Source organism: Colwellia sp. MB02u-9, assembly GCF_014077085.1.
In the GTDB taxonomy this organism is placed as follows: domain Bacteria; phylum Pseudomonadota; class Gammaproteobacteria; order Enterobacterales; family Alteromonadaceae; genus Cognaticolwellia.
In genome coordinates this window covers 33301-59384 of record NZ_JACGVF010000063.1, presented here as the reverse complement: position 1 = coordinate 59384, position 26084 = coordinate 33301, and the positions used below count along the sequence as shown (strand labels likewise).

The window sequence follows — 26084 nt, the reverse complement described above, 5'->3', positions numbered from 1 at the left end:
TCCCTTAAGAATATAAAATAGATGTCAAGATGGAAAATATGAGGCATGATGTATTTTGATTTTATGAAAAATAATGTCTTATTTTACCTATACACAATCCTGCCCACGCCCACCAAAAGCACTATTTACATTGGACTTGATTAGGGGTTTTTTTCTTCACCTATCAACACGATGAAAAATGTGGAGTTTACTAAATGTCTGATATGCGTACCTGTGAACGTTGTTCTGATTCATATTTTTATAATTATTATAGCGACAACTCTGGCATGCTTTGGAAGTACTGCCATAGTTGTCGCCGCAGCCTTTTGGATCAGGAAGACCGACAAAATCAATCTAGGTTGAATGCGCAATTCAGGTACGCATATGGCTGGGGCTACAATATAGATTTTGAGGTCGCTACATACCGCTATGTCCTGAATGAAGATGGTAGCCTGACATATAGCTGCAAGCCAGATTATGGCTATGATTCTCGAATACGGGACCTTATCATTCAAGGCTTTTTAGCTAGGTTGAAAGACGTAGGGATTATCGGCGCAACAAGCCAATATATGCTTGATATGGCCTATAATGCCGGTGCGGATGGGAACTGTCATGATAGTTTCAGTATTCGACATGAAACCAAAGAATTTGTTTTCTTCTTTACCGCCTACCCAAAAGTACACTTCGTCTTTAACGATGCTGGAGACGTTATTTCTATGATTTATCCGCCATTTCAAGATGCAGATATGAAAGCAGCATATGGCAGAGGATGCGCGGACTATATCAAATTAAATGCAGAAAAATGCCATGCACTTGCTGAGCAGCATCAAAAAGAGGCTCTTTTAGCTAAGACGGCTGAAAAAATACGTGAGCAATATTGGGTTCATGAAGATGCTATAAAGTATTTTACTCGATTAAAATATGTCATTTACGTGCCTTGGACCGCCATTTACTTCATGGCGTTAGCAGGGGTGGTATCCACCTTATCATATGACGTTTCACAGGGCTGGTGGCCTGAAGCATGGCGAGCAATTCAAAAGATATTTTTCTTCATCATTACTTATTTCGCAATGACTATGCCTTCAAATATCATTAACAGCTGGATTAAAGACGCAAACAATGACCTGACCTTAAAAAAACAAGAAGCGCTACTGGCTATTAATGCGGAAGGTAAATATGTGGATTTTGACCATCTTGACGAACTATTCCCAATGCCATTGGACGAAGAGATTAATGCAAAAAAAGAAAATAAAACACTCGTTTTGGTACGTGATATCGCTATCGTATTTGCCGGACTAGAAATTGCAGTTTATATTTACGATGAGTATGTTTCTCCGTTTGTTTTTTAGTCGCTGCTTAAATAATATTTATAAAAATGGCAATTCAACCACTATTAATGGCTAAGTGTTAAAGGTGAGGTTAAGCGCATGATGGATAATTCGTTTTATTTACGCTGATAAAATAACTAAGAATAATCAACAGTCGATTTTTATCTACTTTTAGCACATGGTGGATTTAAAAGTAATGAGCGGTAAATTTACCGACCATTACTTTAACATAAGGTGAATTATTCTTGTCCGGTATACCAATACTTAACAATATCCTCTGCCGGTTTACCGCGGATAGATTGAGAGGTGTTAGGGAAACCTTCAAAATTGGGAGTTAACGTGGGTGAAAGCCAATAACCGGTGTGAATGTCGACGCTGTTAATCATAAAGGTATCTTGCTCTTCGATTGCTTGCATAATGCCTTCTATGCCGACTGATTGCACAGAAAAGTCAGTGACAAAACTTTCTTGAATACAACTGACTTCAGTCCCGTCTTCTAAACTTCCTGGGGTGCAGAAACCATCTTCTTTCCAGCCATTGAGAAAAAAGTCTTCACGACTTTGCACTTGAATAATAAGTGTTATCGGTAATTCTATATTTGACGTACCGTGCCAGCATGGTTGGTTAATATCACCACAATATATTTGCATATGCTGATTGGTCAGTGACTCAAAGGTTTTCTGCTTGATCAGTTCCGTTGTTAGCTTAGCATCTTCTTCGGCGTTAAATTGATTTCCGCAGCACTGTAACGCATTGATTAAAATACTATCTACTCTGGAAAATATTCGTTGATCATTAATTACAGTCCCTATTTGCCCCCAAGTAATCTCACCGTCAAAATTGGCTCTGATATCATCGATAATTTCGGCAAACCGCTCAATATAATATTCTTTTAATTCGTCGGTATGCAAGGTGACCCACATCGCGTTCCAGTCAGCAGAAATACCTTTTATAGCTATTTTTTGGGCATGTTTTGCCTGAATAATCATATTGTTTTGATGGGCATCTAATATGATTTTAAGCTTGTCCAACGTGAGTTTCTCACCTTGCTCAACAATAATATCGCCATCGACATTGTTTTGAGTAAACTGCCAAGAAAAATAAATATCAATGTCGAGCAAACGCGCTTGCTCAACAATATATTCTACATATTTTTTAGGCGTATGATAATTAGCTTCGGCGACTATCCATGGTTCTTGGCTATCGTTCCACTGACCATAATTGTAAACCCAAACCCTTTGTGCACCAGAAGCATTCATTGCTTGTAATGCTTCAAGATACATTAATTTTACATATTCATCTCTGGAACAATTATCGCGTTGAGACTGGGATAGGCCATCATAAATCCAACTAGGGGAGTAGTCTTTAAAACTAATACCTCTGACTATATGGCTAGAAAGTTTACCTCTGGGGGAGGGGGTTTCAAATTTACCCTTATATAATTCAGGGTAGTCAGCAGAATGAGGATTGACGCATGAAGCCGTTACAGGTGACGTGGCTACAGGAGGCGTTGTTACTGGTGGTGGATTTGAGACGGTATCGCTACTATCACCTCCGCCACAGGCACTTAGGAGAAAAATAACAACGAATTGAATAAAATACTTGTTTGAGAAAAACATCCACAACCTCTAATAAATGATGTAATTAATAAATCACAGTAAAGGTTGTAAAAATATCCATATAAATTGCAACCCCACGACCCTATGCAATGCACTTAGGCTGGTAGCTTTGCGTCTATTAATTTTCATTAATAGTTGCCAGTTATTTCACGAGTCTACTGTAAGGTAAGATAAAATCAAGGTGATTTATACTCGTCATTAAAAGTAGTAGCTCTAGCGATTATAGAAATAAAAATTATGGAATAGATTGTTATCAAGGGTTCAATTTCACAGGAGAGGTTGAGCGGATGATCGATGATGTTGATATGTTAGTAGTCGTTAAAATGACAACGAAGCAATAAATGCCGTCAAAATAAACCATAGATAGGCATTCCGTATAGCTTTACCTGAGTTAAACGTATAAGTCTGTCAATATTTAGGAAACTTGTTACAATGCTATTTTTGATTTTAGGTGGTCTATGAATAACAGTAATGAGCCTCTACACGGCGTTAAACTTGAACAGATTCTAACCGAGTTGGAGAAGGAAGTTGGTTGGGATAAGATGGGTGAGTTACTTAATATTCGTTGTTTCACTAATAAACCACGTCTTAAATCAAGTTTAAAATTTCTTCGTACAACCCCTTGGGCGCGCAGTAGAGTTGAAATTTTATACCTAAAAACATTTTGTAGTAAGCATAAAGCAACGGGGAAAGTAATCAGGGGGATACTCTCTCAGAAAACAGCCGTATCAGAAACGACTTCCACCAAGCCCGCCCCCTTTGTTTGGCCAACATAGGACAATTAATAGACGTGATTTAAAGGATTCGACTATCACTGTTTACAGCGCTAATAAGCAAAGCAGTAACGAGATAATCTACCTTTATTTTGTCAGCGCGACTAAAGAGGTCCTATTCAGTATGTTGTTTTTGCGACAGTCCCGAAATTTCAGGGATTGTCTGCCATCGCCAATAAGCCTGCGGGATCAGGTCTTTGATGTATGACCATCGATATTTCCCTTAGCGTTTAACGTTTATGACTGACAAATTATCAGATTAGGATAAAAGTATATATCCTAATCTCGCATAAAAAACAAAGCATTAGAAAATTTATCGCTACGTTATCCCTACATTATAGCTGCTACCTTCCGCTTAACGCCCTGAGATCTTTAAAAAGCAATGCGCCACCATAAACCAAATAAACTCACATAACCTGTTGTGAAGTGAACGAGTTCACCTTGGTCAATCACCATTACTAATGGCGTAACTTGCACACCTAACGAGTTAGCTATGCGATTATTATCGTCGTTAATGACATTAAATTGATAACTTTCTATTTCCATATATTTTTGTAGTGTCTCATTATTACCAGATTGCATGGCAATACTGTAAACAGGGTAATGCTGTGAAATAGTATCTATAGAAGGGCTAACAAAGGAACAAACTGGACACCAAGTCCCCCAAAAGTACACCAAGATGGGTTGTTCAAAACTTAGCTCCTTTAAATTAATGGTTTTATTATAGATTGTCTTTCCTTGTAGATCGGGCAGTGATTGTCGATCAATCCCCCAAGTTCGCCACGTATCTACAGCAAAACTCGTGATGAGAAAAACGATGACAATAAAAGAGATTTGTTTTAACCACGACTTCATTTATTGCCTCTCCTACAAGACTATTTTTTTAATTATTTTCACTTTTCGTTGAGAATAGTTTCCATTAAGACTAACTATTCTAATGTTTTCAATGCGAACTGAAAAGTCGTTAGCAATAAATAATTCTTAAGGCCAAATGGCAATTACTTGGAAGATTTGCTTTAACGGTACTTACGCCACAAAATTGACCTAATTTAGGTACAAAGCCATCATAATAAATAGTCTGCTTCGCCGCTACAGCTGTCATTGAAGGATCCTCTTATTTGTGACAACTCAGTTCAGTAGTAAGGAAATCCTAAATGATTCAATTTGAATTTTTTAAGTGGGATGTTAGTTTTACACAGTTAGTGCTAAAAAATAAAAACGACTTGAAACCTTGATATATGAAACAAAACCTTACAGTCTTTGCAGTTGTGTTGTTAGATTATAGAAAATTAAGTTAATAAGGAATCAGATCATGAATAAAATTTTTTTAATGGCTTTCATTGGAGCGGTGACGTTTTTAGCCGGTAGTGTCTGCGCAAAAGAGGTAAGTCTTGAAACGGGAGAAACATTTCGACAGGGAAACCTCACCGTCACCTGCGGCCTAACCTTAACTGAGGATGTACCGCAGGCGCTCAAAGACTGTCAGTACTGGGACGATTTTAATAAAAAGTGCCTGTTTGAAAAAAAGACTTATACATACAAAAATCTCCAATGCGTTGAAGAATGTCAGTACTGGGAAAAGTTCAACAGCAGCTGTCATTATCAGACTAAGTGTTCTTTCGACTCAGGGCAGAAGTCGTTTGTGCGAACCAGATGCGATAAGTTTGACGACTTCAACAATACTTGTGTGAAAACAAATGATATAAAAATAGTACAATGATACAAGAAAAGACCTAGTTATCGGCATCAATATTTTTTATCAACCTAAAAAATTAATCCAGGGGAAACGTTATCAAGTCTGGGCTATGGCCACGCTGGGTAACTAATATTTCAATGCAATGCTGGTTGACGTATCATGTAGTACTTGATGTTCCTAGGCTGCATTGTTGGTTTTGAGGCCAAATGGACAATATTGGACTCAAACGGCAAAAATCGCTGAGCAATTTAATAAAAGCTGACCATGGCCACTGAGGCAAATCGAAGTTCATTGGTTTTGCCAAGGTTCCGTCAGTGATCAGCTTCATTGCTGGCTACCCGTCGCGGGTTATCAAGACGTTAGGCGTCTATTGGCGGATCCAATCAGGTTAGGGGAATAAAAGCTATGAGGGAACTAATGAGTGAATTAATTAATCGGAAGTCTGCGTTTGCCTCCACTGTCAGGCGTCCGGTGAGGCGCTTCTCTAAAGGGATTCGGTGTTTAGTATGCTGGGCCGTGCTGGTGTTTGCACATCTTCCCGCTATGGTCTTTGCCCAATCAACGTGCTCTGGAATTCAAGTGAAAATTCCGAATATTAAAAACAGCACTGGGGTTGTAGCTTGTGCGCTTTTCGAATCTTCAGCAGGTTTCCCAACTGAATTTTTGCACTCCGCAACCAATATAATGATGATGAAAATTCGAGATACGCAGGCGCGTTGCAACTTTTTAGATATCCCGCCGGGAAGGTATGCGTTGGTTGTCATTCATGATAAAAATATGGACGGTAAGCTTGGCACTAACTTGCTAGGGGTCCCGACGGAAGGCTACGGTTTTTCAAGCGGTGCAAAAGCCTTGATGAGCGCGCCATCGTTTGAAACCGCCAGCTTTTCGTACGATGGGAAAAACCTTGATTTAACGATTCGATTAACTTATTGAGCGACCTTTCCATGAATACCTAGGCATTGTTTCAATCAAGCAGGACCATTGAGAGTTTACTGTGCCTAACAAATCGTTGAAGCGTACATTTTACCTGCCACCCATTTTGGCTGTCGTAAAAACAGGCTTCGACTCAAATGCCCCTGAACTTAGGCGTTAGATAGCAATGTAAGTTTTGAGGCAGGTCGCAGTATGATAACAAAGCTTGAAAATTCGAATCAAATTGTGGCTAATCAAATTCATACTATTTTTCAAAACTTTTATAAAGTTGAAACTCAGCTTATTGCTGTTCTTGATTTTCCACAGGAATGTCTTCTAGGATCTTCAAAATCGCGTGATTATTTCCTATTTTGGCTAGGTCGATGAGGTAGCTTTTTTCAAGTTCTTGCATTACTTGGCCAGCCAGTAACTCTTTGAGCCGTTGTTCTTCGTTATTGGCTATGGTGGTTTTTATGGCGGCAAAGTTATTCATGCTTTGGTCGTTGTTGTTTTCCATTCGTCGCACTCCCTTTGTAGTTGGTTAATTAAAGCATTAGCTTGCTTTTAGTAACCACCATAGGGGGATGACTTTTGGAATGCAAGTTTCTACAGGGTTTGGCTATTTTTAGCCTTGTTATTAATCATTTTTTAGCCACCAACTTTATTCAGGTGTTTGGTTTTTTATATCTTTGAGAAAAAGGGAAAGAAGTCAGACTCTTTAAAAAACAATCAAAGCATTGCGTATACCCGGGTGATCAAGATAAAACTTCATTACTATCAATGAACAGCAATATCAGTGTTTTATTCTGTTAAGTGACAGCAAGATATCGTTAAGTTAAGTATTCTTGCCTTCGTAAAATTAATCAACGGCGTGTCACTTTTGTACCCCTGTTATAACAAGTGGCTAAAGTACGCTTAGGCTCAGTACTTACGACTGCTTTTAAGATGAACTAAGTGATATAAAACCGTTAAGCTTCCTCCAAAGGCTCAACCATTGAGCTTAAATAAGTCATAAAAGCCTTACTGGCTTGAGAAACAGAATGATTTTTTTTCCACGCTAAACTCAATTTAAATTCAATTTTTGGCTCAAAGGGGATGGAGGTCATCTGCTGCTCGTTTTGTAAAATACGCGATAGACAAGTGGTAATACCAACACCATTGCGAACCAATGACTTTTGCAGCTCAATAAGATTAGTTTCCATGCGAACATCTAATGCTAAGTGATGTTTTTTTGCATACTGACTAACCACTTCACGTAAGAAATATCCCTCATGAAATAACACCAGTGGCTGTTGGCAAAATTGTGCCAGTGATAGGGTTTGCTCAGCCGCTAGTGGGTGCGACTTTGCCATGCCGGCAACAACTTCCTCATTAATCAGCTCAGTGTAACGCAGTTGTGAATTTTCTAAATCACCACGTACTAAGGCTAAATCAAGTTCGCCGTTCAATAACATTTTCTCCAGCGCTGCGGTACCTTGGTCAACCAAGTGTATTTTTATTTTTGGATGTTTTTGTTTAAATGCGGTCAATATTTTTGGGAAGTAGTAAGACCCCATCATGGCTGAAACGCCAAAACGAATGGTGCCCCGTTCGAGATTTTTTAACTCTTCTAATTCTAATTCAACTTGTTTTACTTGGCTTAATAGTTGGGTTGACAGTTTATACAGCACTTCACCTTCAGCAGTTAATAAAGCATTTTTTTCCGCACGGTTAATTAACTTGAGTCCAACTTCTTGTTCTAGCTTTTGAATGGCAATAGTTAATGCGGGTTGAGCAATGCCTATTTTATGTGCTGCCCGCGTAAAGTTGCCCAGTACGGCTAATTGACAAAAATATTCAAGACGTTTCAAATTCATATGAGTAAGTGCTATAAGTAAAAGTTATGAAAAATATAATAACTATATATTATATTTATTTATGCTTTAAGGATAGAGTACAATCATAAATCAAACTATTACTGCAAAACAGTACATACAGGGTAATCCTATGAGCCAAAAATTAACTGCTTTTAACTGGCAAGATCCGATGTTTCTTGATAGTCAACTCACTGAAGAAGAGCGTATGATCCGCGATTCTGCCCATGACTATTGCCAAGAAAAACTTCAACCACGTGTGCTTGAAGCCAATAGACATGAACACTTTGATCGCGAAATAATGCGTGAGTTAGGTCAGTTAGGCTTATTAGGTGCTACTTTACCCGCTCAATATGGCGGCAGTGAAGTCAATTATGTCAGCTATGGTTTAATTGCTCGTGAAGTAGAACGTGTTGATAGTGGTTACCGCAGCGCGATGAGTGTGCAATCGTCATTGGTTATGCACCCTATCTATGCTTACGGCAGTGAAGAACAACGTATGAAGTATTTACCTAAACTTGCTTCAGGTGAATGGGTTGGCTGTTTTGGTTTGACTGAGCCTAATTCAGGTAGCGATCCAGCTTCTATGACCACTCATGCTAAGAAAGTCGAGGGTGGTTATTGCGTAACGGGTAATAAAATGTGGATCACGAATTCACCTATCGCTGATGTTTTTGTTGTTTGGGCAAAACTTGAGGGTAAAATTCGTGGCTTTGTACTTGAAAAAGGTATGGATGGTTTATCTGCGCCAAAAATTGAAGGTAAATTCTCTTTACGTGCTTCAATAACCGGCGAAATTGTTATGGATAATGTGTTTGTGCCTACTGAAAATATGTTCCCTGAAATTACAGGTTTAGCTGGGCCTTTTGGTTGTTTAAATAAAGCGCGTTATGGTATTGCTTGGGGCTCATTAGGAGCGGCAGAGTTTTGCTTTAATTCAGCGAGAAACTACACCGCAGATCGCGAACAATTTGGTCGTCCTCTATCGGCTAATCAGCTCATTCAAAAGAAACTCGCTGATATGCAAACTGAGATATCGCTTGGTTTACAGGGCTGCTTACAAATGGGTCGTTTAATGGATGCGGATCAATGCCCGGTTGAATTAATCTCATTAATGAAACGTAATAACTGTGGTAAGTCACTTGATATAGCTCGTGTTGCTCGTGATATGCACGGTGGCAATGGTATTAGTGATGAATATGGCGTAATTCGTCATATGATGAACCTTGAAGCGGTTAATACTTACGAAGGTACACATGATGTTCATGCGCTAATTTTAGGTCGTGCCATTACAGGCCTTCAGGCTTTTTGTTAATGATTAGCGCATAAATAACAAAAATAGCCGTGCTAATTATTAAATAAATAACGCAGTAGTTGATTATTTTAACCAGTAAAAATGATCAGATAATGAGTGAGATTGTTATAAGCATATCAGCTAGATAACAACGGCCACAGCATAAGTTAAGGGCATGTCAATGAGAGTTGGCATGCCCTTATTAATTTTATGACAATTAATACTGACCCATGCGTTTGCGCTAGCTGTTGATGGCATTTTTTATTTATAAGCATAAACATAAGCGGGCTATAAATAGGCAGTCACAATTAATTTGGAGATTTAGATGAAAGATTACCGTCAATTTTATATTAATGGTCAGTGGGTTAAGCCATTAGTAAAACAAGACTATGCTGTACTTAATCCGGCAACTGAACAAGAAATTGCAACCATTTCTTTAGGCTCAAGCCAAGATGTTGATGTAGCCGTTAGCGCTGCGAAAAATGCTTTTGCGACTTTTGGTTACAGCAGCGTAGAAGAACGTATTTCGTTACTAGAAGCGCTATTAAACCAGTACATGGATAACTATGACGCCATGGCTCATGCTATTTCATTGGAGATGGGCGCGCCTATCGACTTCTCTACCAAGGCACAAGCTTATGCGGGTAAAGCTCATATTGAATCAGCATTAGCCACACTAAAAGCTTTTGAATTTTCACGTATTGTCGGCAATGCTCAAATTATAAAAGAGCCTATTGGGGTTTGTGGTTTTATCACGCCTTGGAATTGGCCGATTAACCAAATCGTTTGTAAAGTAGCACCGGCACTAGCCACAGGTTGTACCATGATCCTTAAGCCAAGTGAAATTGCGCCTTTATCAGCACAATTGTTTTCACAAATGATACATGATGCCGGTTATCCCGCAGGTGTATATAATATGGTTAACGGGGATGGCATGGGGGTTGGCTCAGCCATTTCTGCTCATAAAGATATCGATATGGTGTCATTTACCGGCTCAACTCGTGCGGGCATTGCCATTGCAAAATCGGCAGCGAATACCGTTAAGCGTGTAGTACAAGAGCTAGGGGGTAAATCACCGAACATTATTTTAGATGATGCTAATATCGATAAAGCGGTAACCCATGGTGTATTTCATTGCATGAGTAATACTGGTCAATCTTGTAACGCACCCACACGTATGTTGGTACCGGTAAGTAAATATCAACAAGCGGTTAGGGTAGCAAAAGCTGTTGCAGCAAAAATAAAGGTGGGTAACCCTGCTGAGCCGGGTAATCATATCGGCCCATTAGTGAGTGCCGTTCAGTTTGAAAAAGTGCAAGCCCTGATCCAAGCGGGTATTGATGAAGGAGCAACATTGGTTGCTGGCGGAGTAGGCAAGCCTGAAGGTTTTGCAAGCGGTTACTTTACCCAAGCGACTATTTTTAGCGAGGTCACTAATGATATGACTATTGCGCAAGAAGAAATTTTTGGCCCAGTGTTGGTCATGATCCCCTATGAAGACGAAGCCGACGCGATTAGTATCGCCAATGATACTCCTTATGGATTAGCCGCCTTTATTCAATCAGCAAGTCCTGAGCGAGCACAAAAAATCGCCAGAAAATTACGCGCAGGTATGATTTGTATCAATGGCGCTGCGCATGGTTTTAATTCACCCTTTGGCGGTTTTAAACAGTCGGGTAATGGCCGAGAGTGGGGCGAATTTGGTTTTGATGATTTTCTGGAAACTAAATCAATCAGTAGCTAATTCATTGAATATCAACATCGAAAACTTGCACATTATTCACTAAATATTATGCGTGTTGGTACAATAACAAGCAGGGTTTTATATTTTTTAATACTTATAAAACCCTGCTTTTTTTATTACCAGTAAACTACTTTTTGAGATAAATTAACTGTTTTATTCCTGTACCTTTCAGCTAAATCTACGCATTTTTAGTTACCTCATCATCAAAAATAATTAATCATATACAAAGGCTTAATACGCAATATTGCAAGTCGTTTTAATGCTGAGTTATTGACAAAACTTTCTGCTTTCATTTATGTTTTTTAATAGCATCTAAGCGTATTGATCTGTACTTATGTGTATTTAAACGCACTTAATAAGTCGATGGTGAAAAATACTATTAAAAAGTTTGATCACTTCATTTGACAACACAAATGATAATGATTATCATTTGTGTTGTGGGTTGTTCGCAAGAATGACAATAAAAGATGAGAGATTAATGTCTGAATTAAAGGAGCTGTCGTGGAGATAAGTAAACAACGCGTTGTTACAGATATCAAAAATATAAAGGATTCGCAAATGGAAGATAAACAGTGGCAATCATTATTACAACTGGGCAATGAGTCCTTTCATCAACAACAGTGGAGCCAAGCAGAGTTGTTTTATAGTGAAGCCTATAATTTATTGGCGTTATCTTATCATAATCATCCTATGTGCACCGAAACACTGATGGCCTGGATTTGCGCTTGTCATAATTTATCAGCCTTGTACGAGTCAACCAACCATTTGGAATTATCGTTGAAATTCCTAACAGTTCCACATGAATATTTACTCAGTATAGCGAACTCAAAAAGCGCAGAAGAAGATGCAAAAGTTACCGCTTTTAATGGCCTTAGGCTAACCTTATCACCTATTTTAATGTTCGCTAAAAAGCATCCAATCTGTGAGAACTGCCTAGAGAACTTTACCTCACTAAAAGGTTTATTAAAACAACATGCAGCAGTGATTCACTAACTAAAACAAGCTAGGTTTTATGGCCTGCTCAAGCTTTAATCCGTTAGATGCAAAATGTTTTAGGGCTTTAAAATAAGCGATTTTTAAATGATATTAGCATTGCTATCAAGTGGTTATTGGTAGATTAAATCAGCCAATAAGTCACAGGATGTGATACTTAATGGCAGAATAGAATGAACGAATGAACGTTATATTTTTTGCCAACATATAGCTTGAAATTAGCACTATAGTAAGGTGCAGATCAATAATGAACTTTTGTCATCTGCACTTTACCTATATTTGCTTTTGTTCTGTTATATTTTATTGAACATTTAGTTAGGCTTACTGAGTTATAAACTTTTCAGCAGAGTTTATATGCTATAAAAATTTATTTATTTCGGCCTCGCTATATTCATAGCTTGAGCTATTTTTCTCACTGAACTGGTTTGAGAAAAATCCTCTAGCGCTACCGGTAATTTTTGTAGCCAATTAGGGTGCTGATCAATGGTACCTGGAATATTCACTTGTTCTGATATTTCTAAGGCATCTTCCAATGGAATGAGTTGAATATGGCTTGGCGAAGTGGCTAAATATTTTTGCACAGCAATGCTCAGTTCGCTATTCATCAGTGCGGGTTCAAGTTGTGGCGCTTTGCTCATATCGATTACTTGCAGATCGTCTAAAGCCGCAAGCAGGTTTTCGCGTTCACTGGCTCTTGCATCTCTATCAGCATGTCCGGCTTCATCATTAGGATAAAGCTTAAGTTGTTGACGCCACTGTAAATCTCGCCCTTGCCACCAACCCGTTAATGTTGCGGTGTCATGGGTGGCAACCGTTATCACTGATTGAGTGGGGAAATTTTCAGGACGTTTGAATAAACCAGACTCCCAGCGCTCAAAAAACAATACTTTGAAAGATAAAAGACCTGCATTTTGAATAGTTTCGCTAAATCCTTCAGGCACATTACCCAGGTCTTCGCCAATCACAACACAATGATTACGACGAGACTCTAAGGCGATCACCCGTAAAATATCATCCCAAGGAAAATTAATATAAACACCTTCATTTGCTGCCATGCCTGGCGCTACCCAATATTGACGCATTAAGCCTAAAATATGATCAATACGTAAAGCACCGGCATATTGCATACTGCTACGAAGTGCTTTTACTAATGGCTGATAGCCCTGCTTTTGTAATGCGACAGGGTTAATTGGCGTTAATCCCCAATTTTGTCCTAGCGGGTTCATACCATCGGGTGGTGCGCCGATTGCAGCACCTGCAACATAAAGTTCCTTATCAGACCAAACATCAAAGCCTGAGCCATCACAACCCACAGCTAAGTCAAGATATAAGCCAATCGCCATATCTTTGTCGACGGTGTATTGAGCGACGGCACTCAATTGTTGATGTGCTATCCATTGTAAGAAACAAAAGTACTCAATGCGTGCAGCATGAGCAAGTTGAAATCTATAGACCTCTTCACTATCTGGATCTTGAAAGCTAGTTGGCCAATCTTGCCAACCATAAGCATTTTTATCCGCGATATTAAAATACTCATACAAAGTATCAAAGGTGGCAAAACGTTGTAATTTTTGACCATTTATTTGTTTAAAATGATCAAACTCGACTGACATTTTTTTATAACAATCGGTTTTATTAGCACTGGTATCGTAGTGATAAAAATCTTCGAACAACAACTCGGTAATTTCAAACTTAAGTTTTGCAACCGCAGAGTAATCAATCAAATTACTGGTTTTAGCATCGGTAATATTTTGCTGAAAGGTTTTAGTTTTTACTTTTATTTGTGCAAGTTCACAGTGTTCAAAGTTGGCTACCTTGGTGACATCTATATAAAGTGGATTTAAAAAGCAACGACTTGATGGTGAATAAGGGCTACGATGAGCAGGATTTTTTTGATAAAGCGGATGCAATGGATTTAATCCAATAGCAGAGGCCTGTTGCTGCGCAGAGGTTTCAACCAGTTTAGCTAAATCAGTAAAGTCACCTATGCCCCAATTATTTTTACTGCGCAGTGAATACAACTGGGCAGTGTAGCCCCATATTTTATTCACTGAAGCTTCTTGAGCGCTGTAACAGTTTTTAGGTGCATAGATAAGTGGACAACTAGCTTGAACATCACCAAAACTTATAGTTAGTTGGTAATAACCTTGCTCAACTTTAGGTAAAATTAATAAATATTGGCGATATTGTGTTTCAGCTATTTTTTGCTCAGCAATAATTTGCATGTCGCCAACGTTAATGGAGCCTATGACTTCACTGGCTATTTTTCTCTCTACTCCACTATCTACGCCACTCTCTATCTCACTGCCTACCTCAGGTGTGACCTTCCAATTGAGTAATAACTTGCCCATTTTAGGCAGACTTACTTTAATCGCATGTTGCTGTTCTTCAAGTTTGGCAATATGAACAACAGGTAAGATATTAAGCCACTGACTTTGCTTTAAAAAAGCGATTGATTCAGTTAATGACTTGTCATCCAATTCAAAACCCATTGCTTTTAACAACGCCCGTTTCGCTTGGTCTTTAGCATACACTTGATCGCCAAATGTCCCTGTGTAACTTGAGTGAAAACCCACTATATCGGCTAATTGTTCGATGAGACTCATGTAAACTCTCTTTTTTATTATGAAATAAAATTACATATTGTTGTAATTTTAACAATTTATAGTTTAGAATTACAGCGATAAAAGCTTTTAATAGTACTTTTTTAGCTGTTAACTTATTAAATGTAATTTTTTTACATAACTTTACAACAAAAATAAAGTTACATCATAAGCAAAATAGTAAAATCACTTTAATGATGCTGGTTAGTTTTTATAATTGACTCGATTTATACTTTTCTATCATGGTGATATATAAATGACTATTGCAATCAACAACGCGCATTATGGGCAATTAGTTGTAAAATTTAGCACTTAAATAAAGCGCAATCACTGATGTTAGATCAATTAGTGCATTATTTATGGAGAATAACAATGCTAACTAAGAAATTTTTTAAAACCAAAGATGAAACTGAAGTCACTTTTGAATTTAATAGAAGTGACGTAACAACAGCCGCACTCGTTGGTGATTTTAATGACTGGCAAGCCATTGAAATGAAGTTTAATAAAAAAACACAGAGTTTTAAAACTAAGCTGAGATTACCTAAAGGGGGCATTTTTCATTTTCGTTATCTGTTAAATGCTACTGAGTGGGAAAATGATTATCAAGCTGACCAATACTTACCCAATGAATTTGGCAGTGAAAATAGTGTCGTAGTCACTACGCCTTAAAATGTAACTGAAACAATGGTTATGTTGGGCAAGTATTGAATAAAGCCTTTGTCTTTTATTTTATAAACGACGAACACTATTTTAATAGAATAAAAATAAAAATAAAAATAAAAAGCTAATGTCTACTTCAAGTTTTGCTTTTGATGATTCAACTTATAAGAAACTTTAATTTATTACTTTAATTAAGATGGCACTCTGTATAAATTAAACGATAGCCATCTGTATTAGGTTACTGGAGAAACATGGAACATTATAGAATGGAGCCCGGCAGTGTCTATCCAATAGGGGCAACTGTTACCGAGACTGGGGTTAATTTTGCTATCTTTTCAGCTCATGCTGAAAAAATTGAACTGTGTGTTTTTGACGAATATGGCAGCAAAGAATTAAAACGCTTTGTTTTACCCCAACGTGAACATGATATTTGGCATGGCTTTCTTAAAGGTGCTAAAGCCGGTTTAGTTTATGGTTATCGCGTTTATGGGCCTTATAATCCAGAGTTTGGTTATCGCTTTAATCATCATAAATTATTGTTAGATCCCTATGCAAAAGCATTAACAGGTAACTTTTCATGGTCAGAGCGTCACTTTGCTTATAATGTCAATGATCCTAAAAAAGATTTATCGTTTGATGCTAGAGATAATGCCGATGTAATGCTCAAAGCTGTGGTTACCGACGTTTCTGCAACGCTTGTACAAAGAAAGCCCATCGCGTGGAAAAACACTGTTATTTATGAAGGACATGTTAAAGGCCTAACGGCACTTAACCCGCAAGTACCTGAACACTTACGCGGTTCTTTTTTAGGTATTAGTCATCCGGCGATGATCGCTCATTATCGTGCTATTGGTATCACAACGATAGAATTACTACCGGTACAGCAATTCATTTCAGAGCAATTTTTAACGGACAAAAAATTGTCTAATTATTGGGGCTATAACTCACTGGCGTTTTTTGTGCCCCATCAAGATTACTTAAACCATAATCAAATACTTGATTTTCAACGCATGGTTGATGAACTGCATCAGGCGGGTTTTGAAGTGTTGATTGATGTGGTTTACAACCATACGTGTGAGGGGAATAGATTAGGGCCAACGTTAAGTTTTAGAGGTATAGATAACCTTTCTTACTATCGCTTAAACTCTGCTGAACCCCGATATTACATTAACGACACTGGCTGTGGAAATACCCTGAACATTAGTCATCCCCGTGTATTGCAAATGGTGATGGACAGTTTACGTTATTGGGTTCAGGTGATGGGTGTTGACGGCTTTAGATTTGATTTAGCCACTATTTTAGGGCGAGAGCTACATGGTTTTGATAAAAGTAATGGCTTTTTAGACGCTGTTTTACAAGATCCCATTCTCAATAGTGTAAAAATGATTGCCGAGCCATGGGATATTGGTCCCGGAGGCTACCAATTAGGTGGGTTTCCATCGCCGTGGTCTGAATGGAACGACCGTTATCGAGATACCATGAGACGTTATTGGCGAGGCGATAAAGGCTTATTGCCTGAGTTTGCCCGCAGAATTCATGGCTCAAGTGATATTTTTGAACACAGTGGTCGCCAACCCTTTGCCAGCATCAATTTTCTTTGCAGTCATGATGGTAATACTTTACGTGATTTAGTCAGTTATCAAGACCGCCATAATGAAGCCAACGGTGAAAAAAATCGCGATGGTCATTCCGATAATTTTGCCCATAATTACGGCATAGAAGGTGAAACTAGCGATGAGGCTATTTTGTCGCTGAGATTACGGCAAATAAAAAACATGATGGCAACACTTATGTTGTCTCAAGGCGTACCTATGCTGCTGGCAGGAGATGAAATAGGGCGTAGTCAACAGGGCAATAACAATGCTTATTGCCAAGACAATGAAATAAATTGGTTAGATTGGGATGAAAACGCGCTTTATGCGCAAGAACTTAAATTATTTACCGCTAGCTTGGCTGAACTAAGAAAACGTTTTTCTATCTTAACCCATGATCGTTTTATTCATAAAGATGATGAGAAATCTCCCGTGGATATCACTTGGTTCCATCCGTCAGGATTCGCCATGCAAAAAGATCATTGGCATTCTCATCATGCGGCAACATTAGGTTATTTGATACAAGAGAAAGCGCCAGATACGCCGGTTATTCTATGCCTTTTTCATGCCGGAGCAGAGCCGATAGAATTTCAATTGCCAGAGATTGATACCGTAAAACACTGGCAAGTTATGATTGATACAACGTCGAGCAGTGAGCAAGCAGAAGTACGAAATATACCGGCAGAACGACTGATTACCATGGCACCATTTTCAACAATTGTTTTATTAAATGATTGTTTATAAAAACAAATAGGATGTACGGATTGATGAATAAAAAAAATACCCAATGTGAAGTTACTGCATCAGATGGAAGTGTTCTGATGAATGAACACACCTTTTCAGAAGATTTAGCCCGACATTTTCATTTTTCATTAGGTCGTGACAAGATGCAAAAGTCTCACCTATACCTTTATAACGCGCTCGCGATCACCATTCGTGATCGTTTAGTTGCACAATGGCGAACCACCAGAGAATCTCGAGGTCATCAGCGCCGTGTGGGTTATATTTCATTAGAATTTTTAATGGGGCGCACACTTAATAACGCCATTTTGAATTTAGATTTAGATGATACCGTTCGTGATGCTTTAAAAGGTTATTGCTGTGATCTAGAAGATGTTGAACAAGCAGAACATGACGCTGGCCTAGGTAATGGTGGTTTAGGACGTTTAGCGGCCTGTTTCTTAGATAGCTGTGCAAGTTTGTCTTTACCCGTTATAGGCTACGGTATTCGTTATGAATACGGCATGTTCAATCAAGAAATTAAAAATGGCGCGCAAGTTGAGCATCCTGATAATTGGTTACGTAACGGTAATCCATGGGAAATTGCCGCACCTGAAAAAACCATCAGAGTTAAATTTTTTGGTCATGTTGATGTGATTAAAGAGCGCAATGGGCAACAGCATCGCCAATGGAATAATACCCAAGACGTGCTTGCCGTGCCTTATGATATGCCGATTCCTGGCTATCAAAATGGTATTGTTAATACCTTAAGACTATGGAAGTCTGAAGCGACAGATGAATTTGATTTAGATGAATTTAACGCTGGTAGTTATACTGAATCAGTCGCTAAAAAAAATCTAGCTGAACAAATCACTATGGTACTTTATCCAAACGACAGTAGTGAAAATGGTAAAGAACTGCGCCTAAGACAACAGTATTTTTTATCTTCAGCATCCTTGCAAGATACAATTAATAGTTATGTTGAAAACTGTGGTGACAACTTTGATCAATTTGTTGCACTGAATAGTTTTCAACTCAACGATACCCATCCAAGCATTGCTGTCGCTGAATTAATGCGTATTTTGATGGATGACTATTTTATGTCATGGGATGACGCCTGGAATATTACCTCACAAACGATGGCCTACACCAATCATACGTTATTACCTGAAGCGTTAGAGAAGTGGCCTGTTAGTTTATTTGCTAAGCTAATACCGCGTATTTTAGAAATTATTTATGAAATTAATGCCCGCTTTCTTCAACAGGTTGCTGTTGCATGGCCTGGAGATTCGAGTAAGCAACAAGCATTGTCATTAATTGAAGAAGGCCATGAACCACAGGTACGTATGGCACACTTAGCGATTGTGGGTAGTTATTCAGTTAATGGTGTGGCGGCTTTGCATACTAAACTGTTAAAAGCCGGATTATTTAATAACTTCTACCAACTTTGGCCTGAAAAATTCAATAATAAAACTAATGGTGTTACTCCACGCCGTTGGTTATCTCATTGCAATACCAGTTTAGCTAAACTTATCTCAAGTAAAATTGATAAAGGCTGGGTTGCTGATTTTGCTCATGTTGCTCAATTAAGTAAATTTGCAGAAGAGCATGCTTTTCAAGAAAAATGGCGAGCAAGTAAACAGGCCAATAAAGCCGTTTTAGCTGACTATGTACAAAAAGCAACAGGCGTTAAGTTTGGTGTTGATATGATGTTTGATGTGCAAGTTAAACGTATTCATGAATACAAACGTCAACTACTGAATATTTTGCATGTTATTGGCTTGTATGATCGTATTCGTAAAGGCGATACCGCTGATATTACACCGCGTTGCGTACTTATTGGCGGTAAAGCGGCTCCAGGCTATGTGATGGCGAAGGAGATTATTAAACTGATTAATAATGTCGCTGACACCATCAATTTAGACCCTAAAGCCGCTAAGTTCTTAAAAGTTGCTTTTGTACCGAATTACAATGTTTCTGCGATGGAAATTATTTGCCCTGCAACTGACTTGTCTGAGCAAATATCAACGGCAGGTAAAGAAGCCTCGGGTACGGGTAACATGAAGTTTATGATGAATGGTGCGCTAACTATAGGGACATTAGATGGCGCAAACATTGAAATTAGAGATGCCGTTGGCGCAGAAAACTTTTTCTTATTCGGCGCTCAAGCTCACGAAATTTCAGCTATTCGAGCAAATTATCAACCTAACGACATTATCGCTAATTCCGCAACGTTATCGGCGGTAATGCACTTGTTAGAAAGTGGTCACTTTAATTTATTTGAACCCTGTATTTTCGATTCAATTATTAATGCTATTCGTAATCCAGATGATATGTGGTTAACCGCTTATGATTTTGACAGTTATTTTCAAGCTCAACGCCTTGTTGATAAAGCTTATAAGGATCAAAAATTGTGGACCAAAATGAGTATTTTAAACACTGCGGCTAGTGGTGTGTTTTCGAGCGATCATACGATCAGGCAGTATCGAGATGAAATATGGAAGCTTTAGTAATTTACTTACTTAAAAAGTAAAACGCTATTTCTTGAACGTTAATTAATGTTTATAAAGGATAAGTTATGCCCAATAATGTAGAAAGAAGAATAAGTAATTTAACAAAAGAGACTTATGCGTTGATTTTGGCGGGGGGCCGAGGTTCAAGATTGTATGAATTAACAGACAAAAGAGCTAAGCCGGCAACATTTTTTGGTGGTAAATTTAGGATCATCGACTTTCCTTTATCTAACTGTATTAATTCAGGCATTAGGCGCGTTGGTATTGCAACTCAATATAAATCACACTCGCTGATTCGTCATATCAGCCGTGGCTGGGGACACTTTAAAAAAGAATTAGGTGAGTCAATTGAAATTTTACCGGCATCACAGCAAAAGGGTGATGGTTGGTATCTAGGCACGGCAGATGCTGTTTTTCAAAACATTGATATCATCAGGCATGAATTGCCAAAATACGTGATGATTTTATCAGGCGATCATGTTTATCGTATGGATTATGGTCCATTACTGGCCGAGCATGTTGCTAATGAGGCTGATATGACGGTTTGTTGTATTGAAACCTCGGTTGAAGAAGCGGCGGGTCAGTTCGGTGTAATGACCGTTGATGAAGACAGTCGAGTTTGTCGATTTGATGAAAAACCGGCCAATCCATCTGAAGTGCCTGGTAAACCCGGCGTCACATTAGCGTCAATGGGTAACTATGTTTTTAATACTGAGTTCTTATTTGAGCAACTAGAAAAAGATGCCGCAGAAGCAGGCTCAAGTGGCGATTTTGGTAATGACATTATTCCTAAAATAATCAAATCTCATCGGGTATTTGCTTTTCCATTTAAAGACCCTGATAGCGAAAAACAACCTTACTGGCGTGATGTAGGTACTTTAGATTCTTTCTGGGAAGCTAATATGGAATTAGTTGAGCCTGAGCCGCAACTTAATATGTACGATGAAAACTGGCCTATCTGGACTTTTCAAGAACAAACCGCCCCAGCAAAATTTGTTTTTGACCAAGACAATCGTCGCGGTATAGCGATTGACTCTACAGTATCTGGCGGCGTTGTTGTCTCGGGTTCTACAGTGAAACGCTCTTTATTATTTTCAAAAGTAAGAGTTAACTCTTACTGTGATATTGATGAAGCAGTTGTTTTACCTGGGGTTATTATTAATCGTAACAGTAAAATTAAAAAAGCCATTATCGATCGAAGCTGTGTTATTCCAGAAGGCATGGAAATTGGCATAAATCATGATGATGACCGTGCCAATGGCTTCAGGGTTACTAATAAAGGCGTGGTTTTAGTCACTAGAGATATGCTTGAAAAACTAGAGAAGCATACTAACTAGTTAGTGATAAGCATGATTAATTTAACGGGTAATTTCGAACATCGATGAAATTACCTAAGTTATTATCAATTTTACTTAACTTTTATAGCAGTTTACAAAGGTTAGTTTGTCATGAACTATCGTGAGTAAATCTTTAGGTTTTATCTTGATTAATTACAATTAATCTCTTGTTTTTAATGATTTATTTTAAAGTCATAAAATCTAGGTTGGTAAAAGTAATCACATAAAGAGTTAACGATATACTAGGAAGACACAATGGATAACCTAGCAAAAAGCTTGTTAGATAACGAATCGGTTAAAGCAATAGTTAATCTGCAACATCAAGATGTTTTTTCTGTCTTAGGTATGCATAATCACCCAACAGTGAGCGGGTTAATTGTGCGAGCTTTTCTACCTGAAGCACTCAGTGTCGAGGTAATCGATAGCAAAAATAATAAATTGGTGGCAACACTCAATAGAGTTGATCAAGCTGGACTTTTTGAAGGAAAATTAGGTCGAAGAAGAAATACATTTGATTATCGTTTACGCATTTATTATAAAAATGAAAGCATTATTGTCGATGACCCATATCGTTATCCCTCTTTATTAACGCATCAAGACTTATACCTTTTTTGTGAAGGTACTGACGAACAAACCTATCAATGGATGGGCTCGCATGAAGTGACAGTAGATAATGTCCAAGGAACGCATTTTGTTTTGTGGGCGCCTAACGCGTCTCGTGTTTCTGTAGTGGGCGACTTTAACTTTTGGGATGGTCGACGTCATGTTATGCGCAAACATCTAAGCTCTGGCGTTTGGGAAATATTTCTCCCTAATGTTGCTGCTAGTGCCAGTTATAAATACGAAATAGCCGATCAAAACTTTCAAATTCAACCTTTAAAAGCCGACCCCTATACTTTTTCTATGCAACTTGCCCCTGAAACTGCGTCTAAAGTGATGCAAAACAGTGACTATCAATGGCAAGACCAGCAGTGGATAAATGAACGCGACAGGTCATCTAATCAATATAATGGCGCGGTTTCTATTTACGAAGTGCATTTAGGCTCTTGGAAAAGAAACCAAGAAAATAATGCTGATCATATTCACGCGCCAAGTTATTTAACTTACCGTGAATTAGCTGAGCAATTAGTGCCCTATGTCGTAGAAATGGGCTTTACCCATCTGCAACTTATGCCAGTAAGTGAATACCCTTTTGACGGTTCATGGGGTTATCAACCAATTGGACTTTTCGCACCTACGGCACGTTTTGGTAGTAGCGATGACTTTAAATTTTTTGTTGATTGTTGTCACCGCGCAGGTATTGGTTTGCTACTGGATTGGGTACCTGGACATTTTCCAACGGATAAGCATGGCACGGGTAACTTTGATGGCACTTGTCTTTATGAACACGAAGATGTTCGCAAAGGTTTTCATCCCGATTGGCAAACTCTTATTTATAACTATGGTCGCGCAGAAGTACAAAGCTATTTGATCAGTAATGCTATTTATTGGCTAGACCAATTCCATATCGATGGCTTACGCGTTGATGCCGTTGCCTCTATGTTGTATTTAGATTACAGCCGAGAAGCGGGCGAGTGGTTACCTAATATTCATGGCGGCCGAGAAAACTTAGAAGCGATTGAATTATTACAACAGGTTAATACTCGCTCTTATGCAAAACATCCTGGTGTTATGATGATTGCTGAAGAATCAACCGCTTGGCCCGGTGTGTCTAAACCGGTTGACGCTGGTGGTTTAGGTTTTGGTTTTAAATGGAACATGGGCTGGATGAATGACACGTTAAAATTTATGGCGCGTGATCCCATTCATCGCCAACATCATCACAGCGAAATGACCTTCGGTTTAGTTTACAGTTTTAGTGAAAACTTTGTTTTGCCTATTAGTCATGATGAAGTCGTGCATGGTAAAGGCTCACTACTGAATAAAATGCCGGGGGATGATTGGCAAAAGTTTGCCAACTTACGCGCGTATTACGGCTTTATGTGGACTCATCCTGGGAAGAAATTATTGTTTATGGGCTGTGAATTTGCTCAACGTGAAGAATGGAATCATGACCAAAGTTTAGATTGGCATTTACTTGAGCATGCTAATCATAAAGGCGTGCAAACGCTGATTAAAGATCTTAATCACACTTATCGAAATATCCCAGCGTTACATGAGCTTGACTGTGACAATAGCGGTTTTGAATGGTTAGACTCACAAAATAATAAACAATCAATATTGATTTATTTAAGAAAAGGGCAAGCAGGAACAGCACCCGCTTTGGTTGTGGTTAATTTGACACCCAGCAGTTACGAAAATTTTTGTGTCGGTGTGCCTTTGTCAGGTTTTTATCGAGAATGTTTAAATACTGACAGCAGCAACTATGGCGGTAGTAATATCGGCAATGGCGGCGGTGTCTACTCGGTAAATGAGCCTTACGCAGGTCAAGATAACCTGCTTATTATGTCTGTTCCTCCTTTAGCGACCATGATTTTTGAATGGCAAGCAAAAGACTAAGTTGCAGTCATAAATTGATCGGCAGCTAGCATTATCTTTCTAATGATTAGGAGTGATAATGCGGCGTTGGGCAAGTGTTTTGTAGGTCGGACTTCAGTCCGTCAAACGTTAAGCAGGGCATTAAACTACTGGGACAAAAAAATCACAGCATTTTTTTTCGACCAGCATTTTCGACCAGCATTGATAGCAGAGCAGTTAAATTTTATTTAACCTGATGGACTGAAGTTCAACCTACAGGTGATTCTAGTCAAAGACAGATTATTTTTAAGGGTAAGTTATGACCACTGAGCAAGTGAAGCAAGTGCAGCAAAGCAAGCAAATAAAGACTCAAGCATTTACCGATCAAAAACCTGGTACTTCGGGCTTAAGAAAGAAAGTGACGCAGTTCCAGCAAACAGGTTACTTGGAAAACTTTGTGCAAGCGGTTTTTAATACCATTGCGCCTTGTGCCGGCAAAAAATTGGTATTAGGCGGAGATGGACGATTTTATAACCGTGAAGCGATACAAGTGATTATCCGCATGGCGGTTGCCAATGGCTTTACTCATATTTTGGTCGGTCAGGGGGGCATATTATCAACACCGGCAGCCTCTTGTGTGATCAGAAAAAACCAAGCCTGCGGTGGTATTATTTTATCCGCTAGTCATAACCCCGGAGGACCAGATGAAGACTTTGGGATTAAATTCAATGGCGAAAATGGTGGCCCTGCGCCTGAAAAATTAACCGATGCAATTTTTCAACAAACCTTATCTATGGAGCAATACCTGAGTATTGACGCTAATGATGTTGAACTTGACCAACTCGGTACAGTGCAAATAGCACAGTGTAAAATTGATATTATTGATCCCGTTAATGATTATGCCAATTTGATGGAATCGATGTTTGATTTTACGGCTATGAAGCGCTTGCTTGCACAAGGCGATTTTCGTCTATGTTTCGATGCTATGCATGCGGTTAACGGCCCTTATGCCAAAGAAATACTTGAAAAACGCTTAGGTGCGCCAGCTGGCTCTGTCATTAATGGTGTGCCATTAACCGACTTTGGTGGGGGGCATCCCGATCCTAACCTAGTGCATGCTCATGAGCTTGTTGCTTTATTATATGGAGATGATCCCTTTGATTTTGGCGCCGCCTCAGATGGTGATGGCGATCGCAATATGGTGTTGGGTAAGCAGTTTTATATTAACCCGTGCGATAGTTTAGCGATATTAACGGCCAATGCTGATTTGATACCAGCTTACGCTGGAGGTATTGCGGGTGTTGCTCGTTCAATGCCAACCAGCAGAGCGGTTGATCGAGTCGCCAAAGCGATGAATATACCCTGTTATGAAACACCAACCGGTTGGAAGTTCTTCGGTAATTTATTAGATGCCGGTAAAATCACCCTATGTGGCGAAGAAAGCTTCGGTACGGGTTCTGATCATATCAGAGAAAAAGATGGTTTATGGGCGGTATTGTTTTGGCTTAACTTAATCGCCGTAAAAAAACAGCCGGTCAGTGAAATTGTTAAAAACCATTGGTTGCAATATGGCCGTGATTATTTTACTCGCCATGATTATGAAGCGGTTGACAGTGATAATGCACAAGCCATGATCGGTCAGCTAAAAGCAAAACTCGCTACGTTACCAGGCCAGGTCATTGCGGGTGTGAAAATAACTTCTGCAGATGACTTTCAATATATTGATCCCGTCGATAAGAGTAAAACTACTGAACAAGGCGTTCGACTTTATTTAGAAAATGGTGGACGTATTGTTTTCAGGCTTTCAGGTACAGGTACGCAAGGAGCCACTTTAAGAGTTTATTTAGATTGTTACCAGCAGGATCCAGCGCTGTTAGCACAAGAAACACAGCAAGCCCTTAGTGAGTTAATTCAAGTAGCAGAAACGGTAGCAGGCATTAAACAATTTACCGGCAGAGAAAAGCCTGACGTGATCACATAACGCTGATAATGTAATTGCAATTGCCGA

General features: G+C 38.9%; 18 protein-coding genes and 1 riboswitch. Of the genes, 13 read left to right on the top strand and 5 right to left on the bottom strand.

What is annotated here, in order from left to right; all coding sequences use genetic code 11:
• The first annotated feature begins 194 nt into the window (after window positions 1–194).
• Window positions 195–1328: a hypothetical protein gene (locus H4J65_RS01245; protein ID WP_182194498.1), complete on the top strand. Its 1134-nt coding sequence runs from the start codon at window positions 195–197 to the stop codon at window positions 1326–1328.
• A 218-nt stretch (window positions 1329–1546) separates the two neighbouring features.
• Here H4J65_RS01245 and H4J65_RS01240 read toward each other — a convergent pair whose 3' ends face one another.
• Window positions 1547–2926, bottom strand: coding sequence for a hypothetical protein (locus H4J65_RS01240; RefSeq protein ID WP_182194495.1), 1380 nt, complete (start codon window positions 2924–2926; stop codon window positions 1547–1549).
• A gap of 64 nt (window positions 2927–2990) precedes the next feature.
• Window positions 2991–3076, bottom strand: a riboswitch (cyclic di-GMP riboswitch).
• Between the two features lie 308 nt (window positions 3077–3384).
• On the opposite strand from H4J65_RS01240, the gene H4J65_RS01235 reads away from it, so the two are divergent.
• Window positions 3385–3702, top strand: coding sequence for a VF530 family DNA-binding protein (locus tag H4J65_RS01235; RefSeq protein ID WP_182184704.1), 318 nt, complete (start codon window positions 3385–3387; stop codon window positions 3700–3702).
• A gap of 369 nt (window positions 3703–4071) precedes the next feature.
• On the opposite strand, the gene H4J65_RS01230 is transcribed toward H4J65_RS01235, so the two are convergent.
• Entirely contained in the window at window positions 4072–4554 is a 483-nt protein-coding gene (locus tag H4J65_RS01230; protein WP_182194492.1) for a protein disulfide oxidoreductase, read from the bottom strand.
• Window positions 4555–5011: 457 nt separating this feature from the next.
• Here H4J65_RS01230 and H4J65_RS01225 point away from each other — a divergent pair, with 457 nt between their 5' ends.
• Window positions 5012–5419 carry a hypothetical protein gene (locus tag H4J65_RS01225; protein ID WP_182194487.1) on the top strand — a complete coding sequence of 136 codons (408 nt, stop codon included), beginning with the start codon at window positions 5012–5014 and terminating at the stop codon, window positions 5417–5419.
• 393 nt (window positions 5420–5812) lie between these two features.
• Window positions 5813–6331, top strand: coding sequence for a DUF2141 domain-containing protein (locus tag H4J65_RS01220; protein ID WP_182194482.1), 519 nt, complete (start codon window positions 5813–5815; stop codon window positions 6329–6331).
• 280 nt (window positions 6332–6611) lie between these two features.
• Here H4J65_RS01220 and H4J65_RS01215 read toward each other — a convergent pair whose 3' ends face one another.
• Window positions 6612–6827, bottom strand: coding sequence for a hypothetical protein (locus tag H4J65_RS01215; RefSeq protein WP_182194478.1), 216 nt, complete (start codon window positions 6825–6827; stop codon window positions 6612–6614).
• Window positions 6828–7278: 451 nt separating this feature from the next.
• Entirely contained in the window at window positions 7279–8166 is an 888-nt protein-coding gene (locus H4J65_RS01210; protein WP_182194475.1) for a LysR family transcriptional regulator, read from the bottom strand.
• Window positions 8167–8296: 130 nt separating this feature from the next.
• Between H4J65_RS01210 and H4J65_RS01205 the strand changes: the two genes are divergently transcribed.
• The 3 genes from H4J65_RS01205 to H4J65_RS01195 all read left to right on the top strand — a co-directional run bounded on the left by H4J65_RS01205 (window position 8297) and on the right by H4J65_RS01195 (window position 12194).
• The gene (locus tag H4J65_RS01205; RefSeq protein WP_182194471.1) at window positions 8297–9478 is read left to right on the top strand and encodes an acyl-CoA dehydrogenase; all 1182 of its coding nucleotides are present in this window, start codon (window positions 8297–8299) and stop codon (window positions 9476–9478) included.
• Window positions 9479–9782: 304 nt separating this feature from the next.
• Window positions 9783–11201, top strand: a complete 1419-nt coding sequence (locus H4J65_RS01200) for an aldehyde dehydrogenase family protein (RefSeq protein WP_182194466.1) — start codon at window positions 9783–9785, stop codon at window positions 11199–11201.
• 501 nt (window positions 11202–11702) lie between these two features.
• Window positions 11703–12194: a hypothetical protein gene (locus H4J65_RS01195; protein WP_182135455.1), complete on the top strand. Its 492-nt coding sequence runs from the start codon at window positions 11703–11705 to the stop codon at window positions 12192–12194.
• A gap of 371 nt (window positions 12195–12565) precedes the next feature.
• Here H4J65_RS01195 and malQ read toward each other — a convergent pair whose 3' ends face one another.
• A complete protein-coding gene (malQ, locus tag H4J65_RS01190; RefSeq protein WP_182194463.1) occupies window positions 12566–14800 on the bottom strand; it encodes a 4-alpha-glucanotransferase in 2235 nt (744 codons plus the stop codon).
• Window positions 14801–15169: 369 nt separating this feature from the next.
• Between malQ and H4J65_RS01185 the strand changes: the two genes are divergently transcribed.
• The 6 genes from H4J65_RS01185 (at window position 15170) to H4J65_RS01160 (ending at window position 26057) form a co-directional block, all read left to right on the top strand.
• The gene (locus H4J65_RS01185; protein ID WP_182184714.1) at window positions 15170–15466 is read left to right on the top strand and encodes an isoamylase early set domain-containing protein; all 297 of its coding nucleotides are present in this window, start codon (window positions 15170–15172) and stop codon (window positions 15464–15466) included.
• A 242-nt stretch (window positions 15467–15708) separates the two neighbouring features.
• Window positions 15709–17793, top strand: a complete 2085-nt coding sequence (gene glgX / locus H4J65_RS01180; RefSeq protein ID WP_182194458.1) for a glycogen debranching protein GlgX — start codon at window positions 15709–15711, stop codon at window positions 17791–17793.
• 23 nt (window positions 17794–17816) lie between these two features.
• Window positions 17817–20279, top strand: a complete 2463-nt coding sequence (locus tag H4J65_RS01175; RefSeq protein WP_182194454.1) for a glycogen/starch/alpha-glucan phosphorylase — start codon at window positions 17817–17819, stop codon at window positions 20277–20279.
• A gap of 68 nt (window positions 20280–20347) precedes the next feature.
• Window positions 20348–21619 (top strand): glucose-1-phosphate adenylyltransferase, encoded by a 1272-nt coding sequence (gene glgC, locus H4J65_RS01170; protein WP_182194450.1) that lies wholly within the window; start codon window positions 20348–20350, stop codon window positions 21617–21619.
• A 255-nt stretch (window positions 21620–21874) separates the two neighbouring features.
• Complete coding sequence (gene glgB, locus H4J65_RS01165; RefSeq protein ID WP_182194445.1) at window positions 21875–24118, top strand: 1,4-alpha-glucan branching protein GlgB; 2244 nt, start codon at window positions 21875–21877, stop codon at window positions 24116–24118.
• A 277-nt stretch (window positions 24119–24395) separates the two neighbouring features.
• Window positions 24396–26057 (top strand): alpha-D-glucose phosphate-specific phosphoglucomutase, encoded by a 1662-nt coding sequence (locus H4J65_RS01160; protein WP_182194441.1) that lies wholly within the window; start codon window positions 24396–24398, stop codon window positions 26055–26057.
• Window positions 26058–26084: the final 27 nt, after the last annotated feature.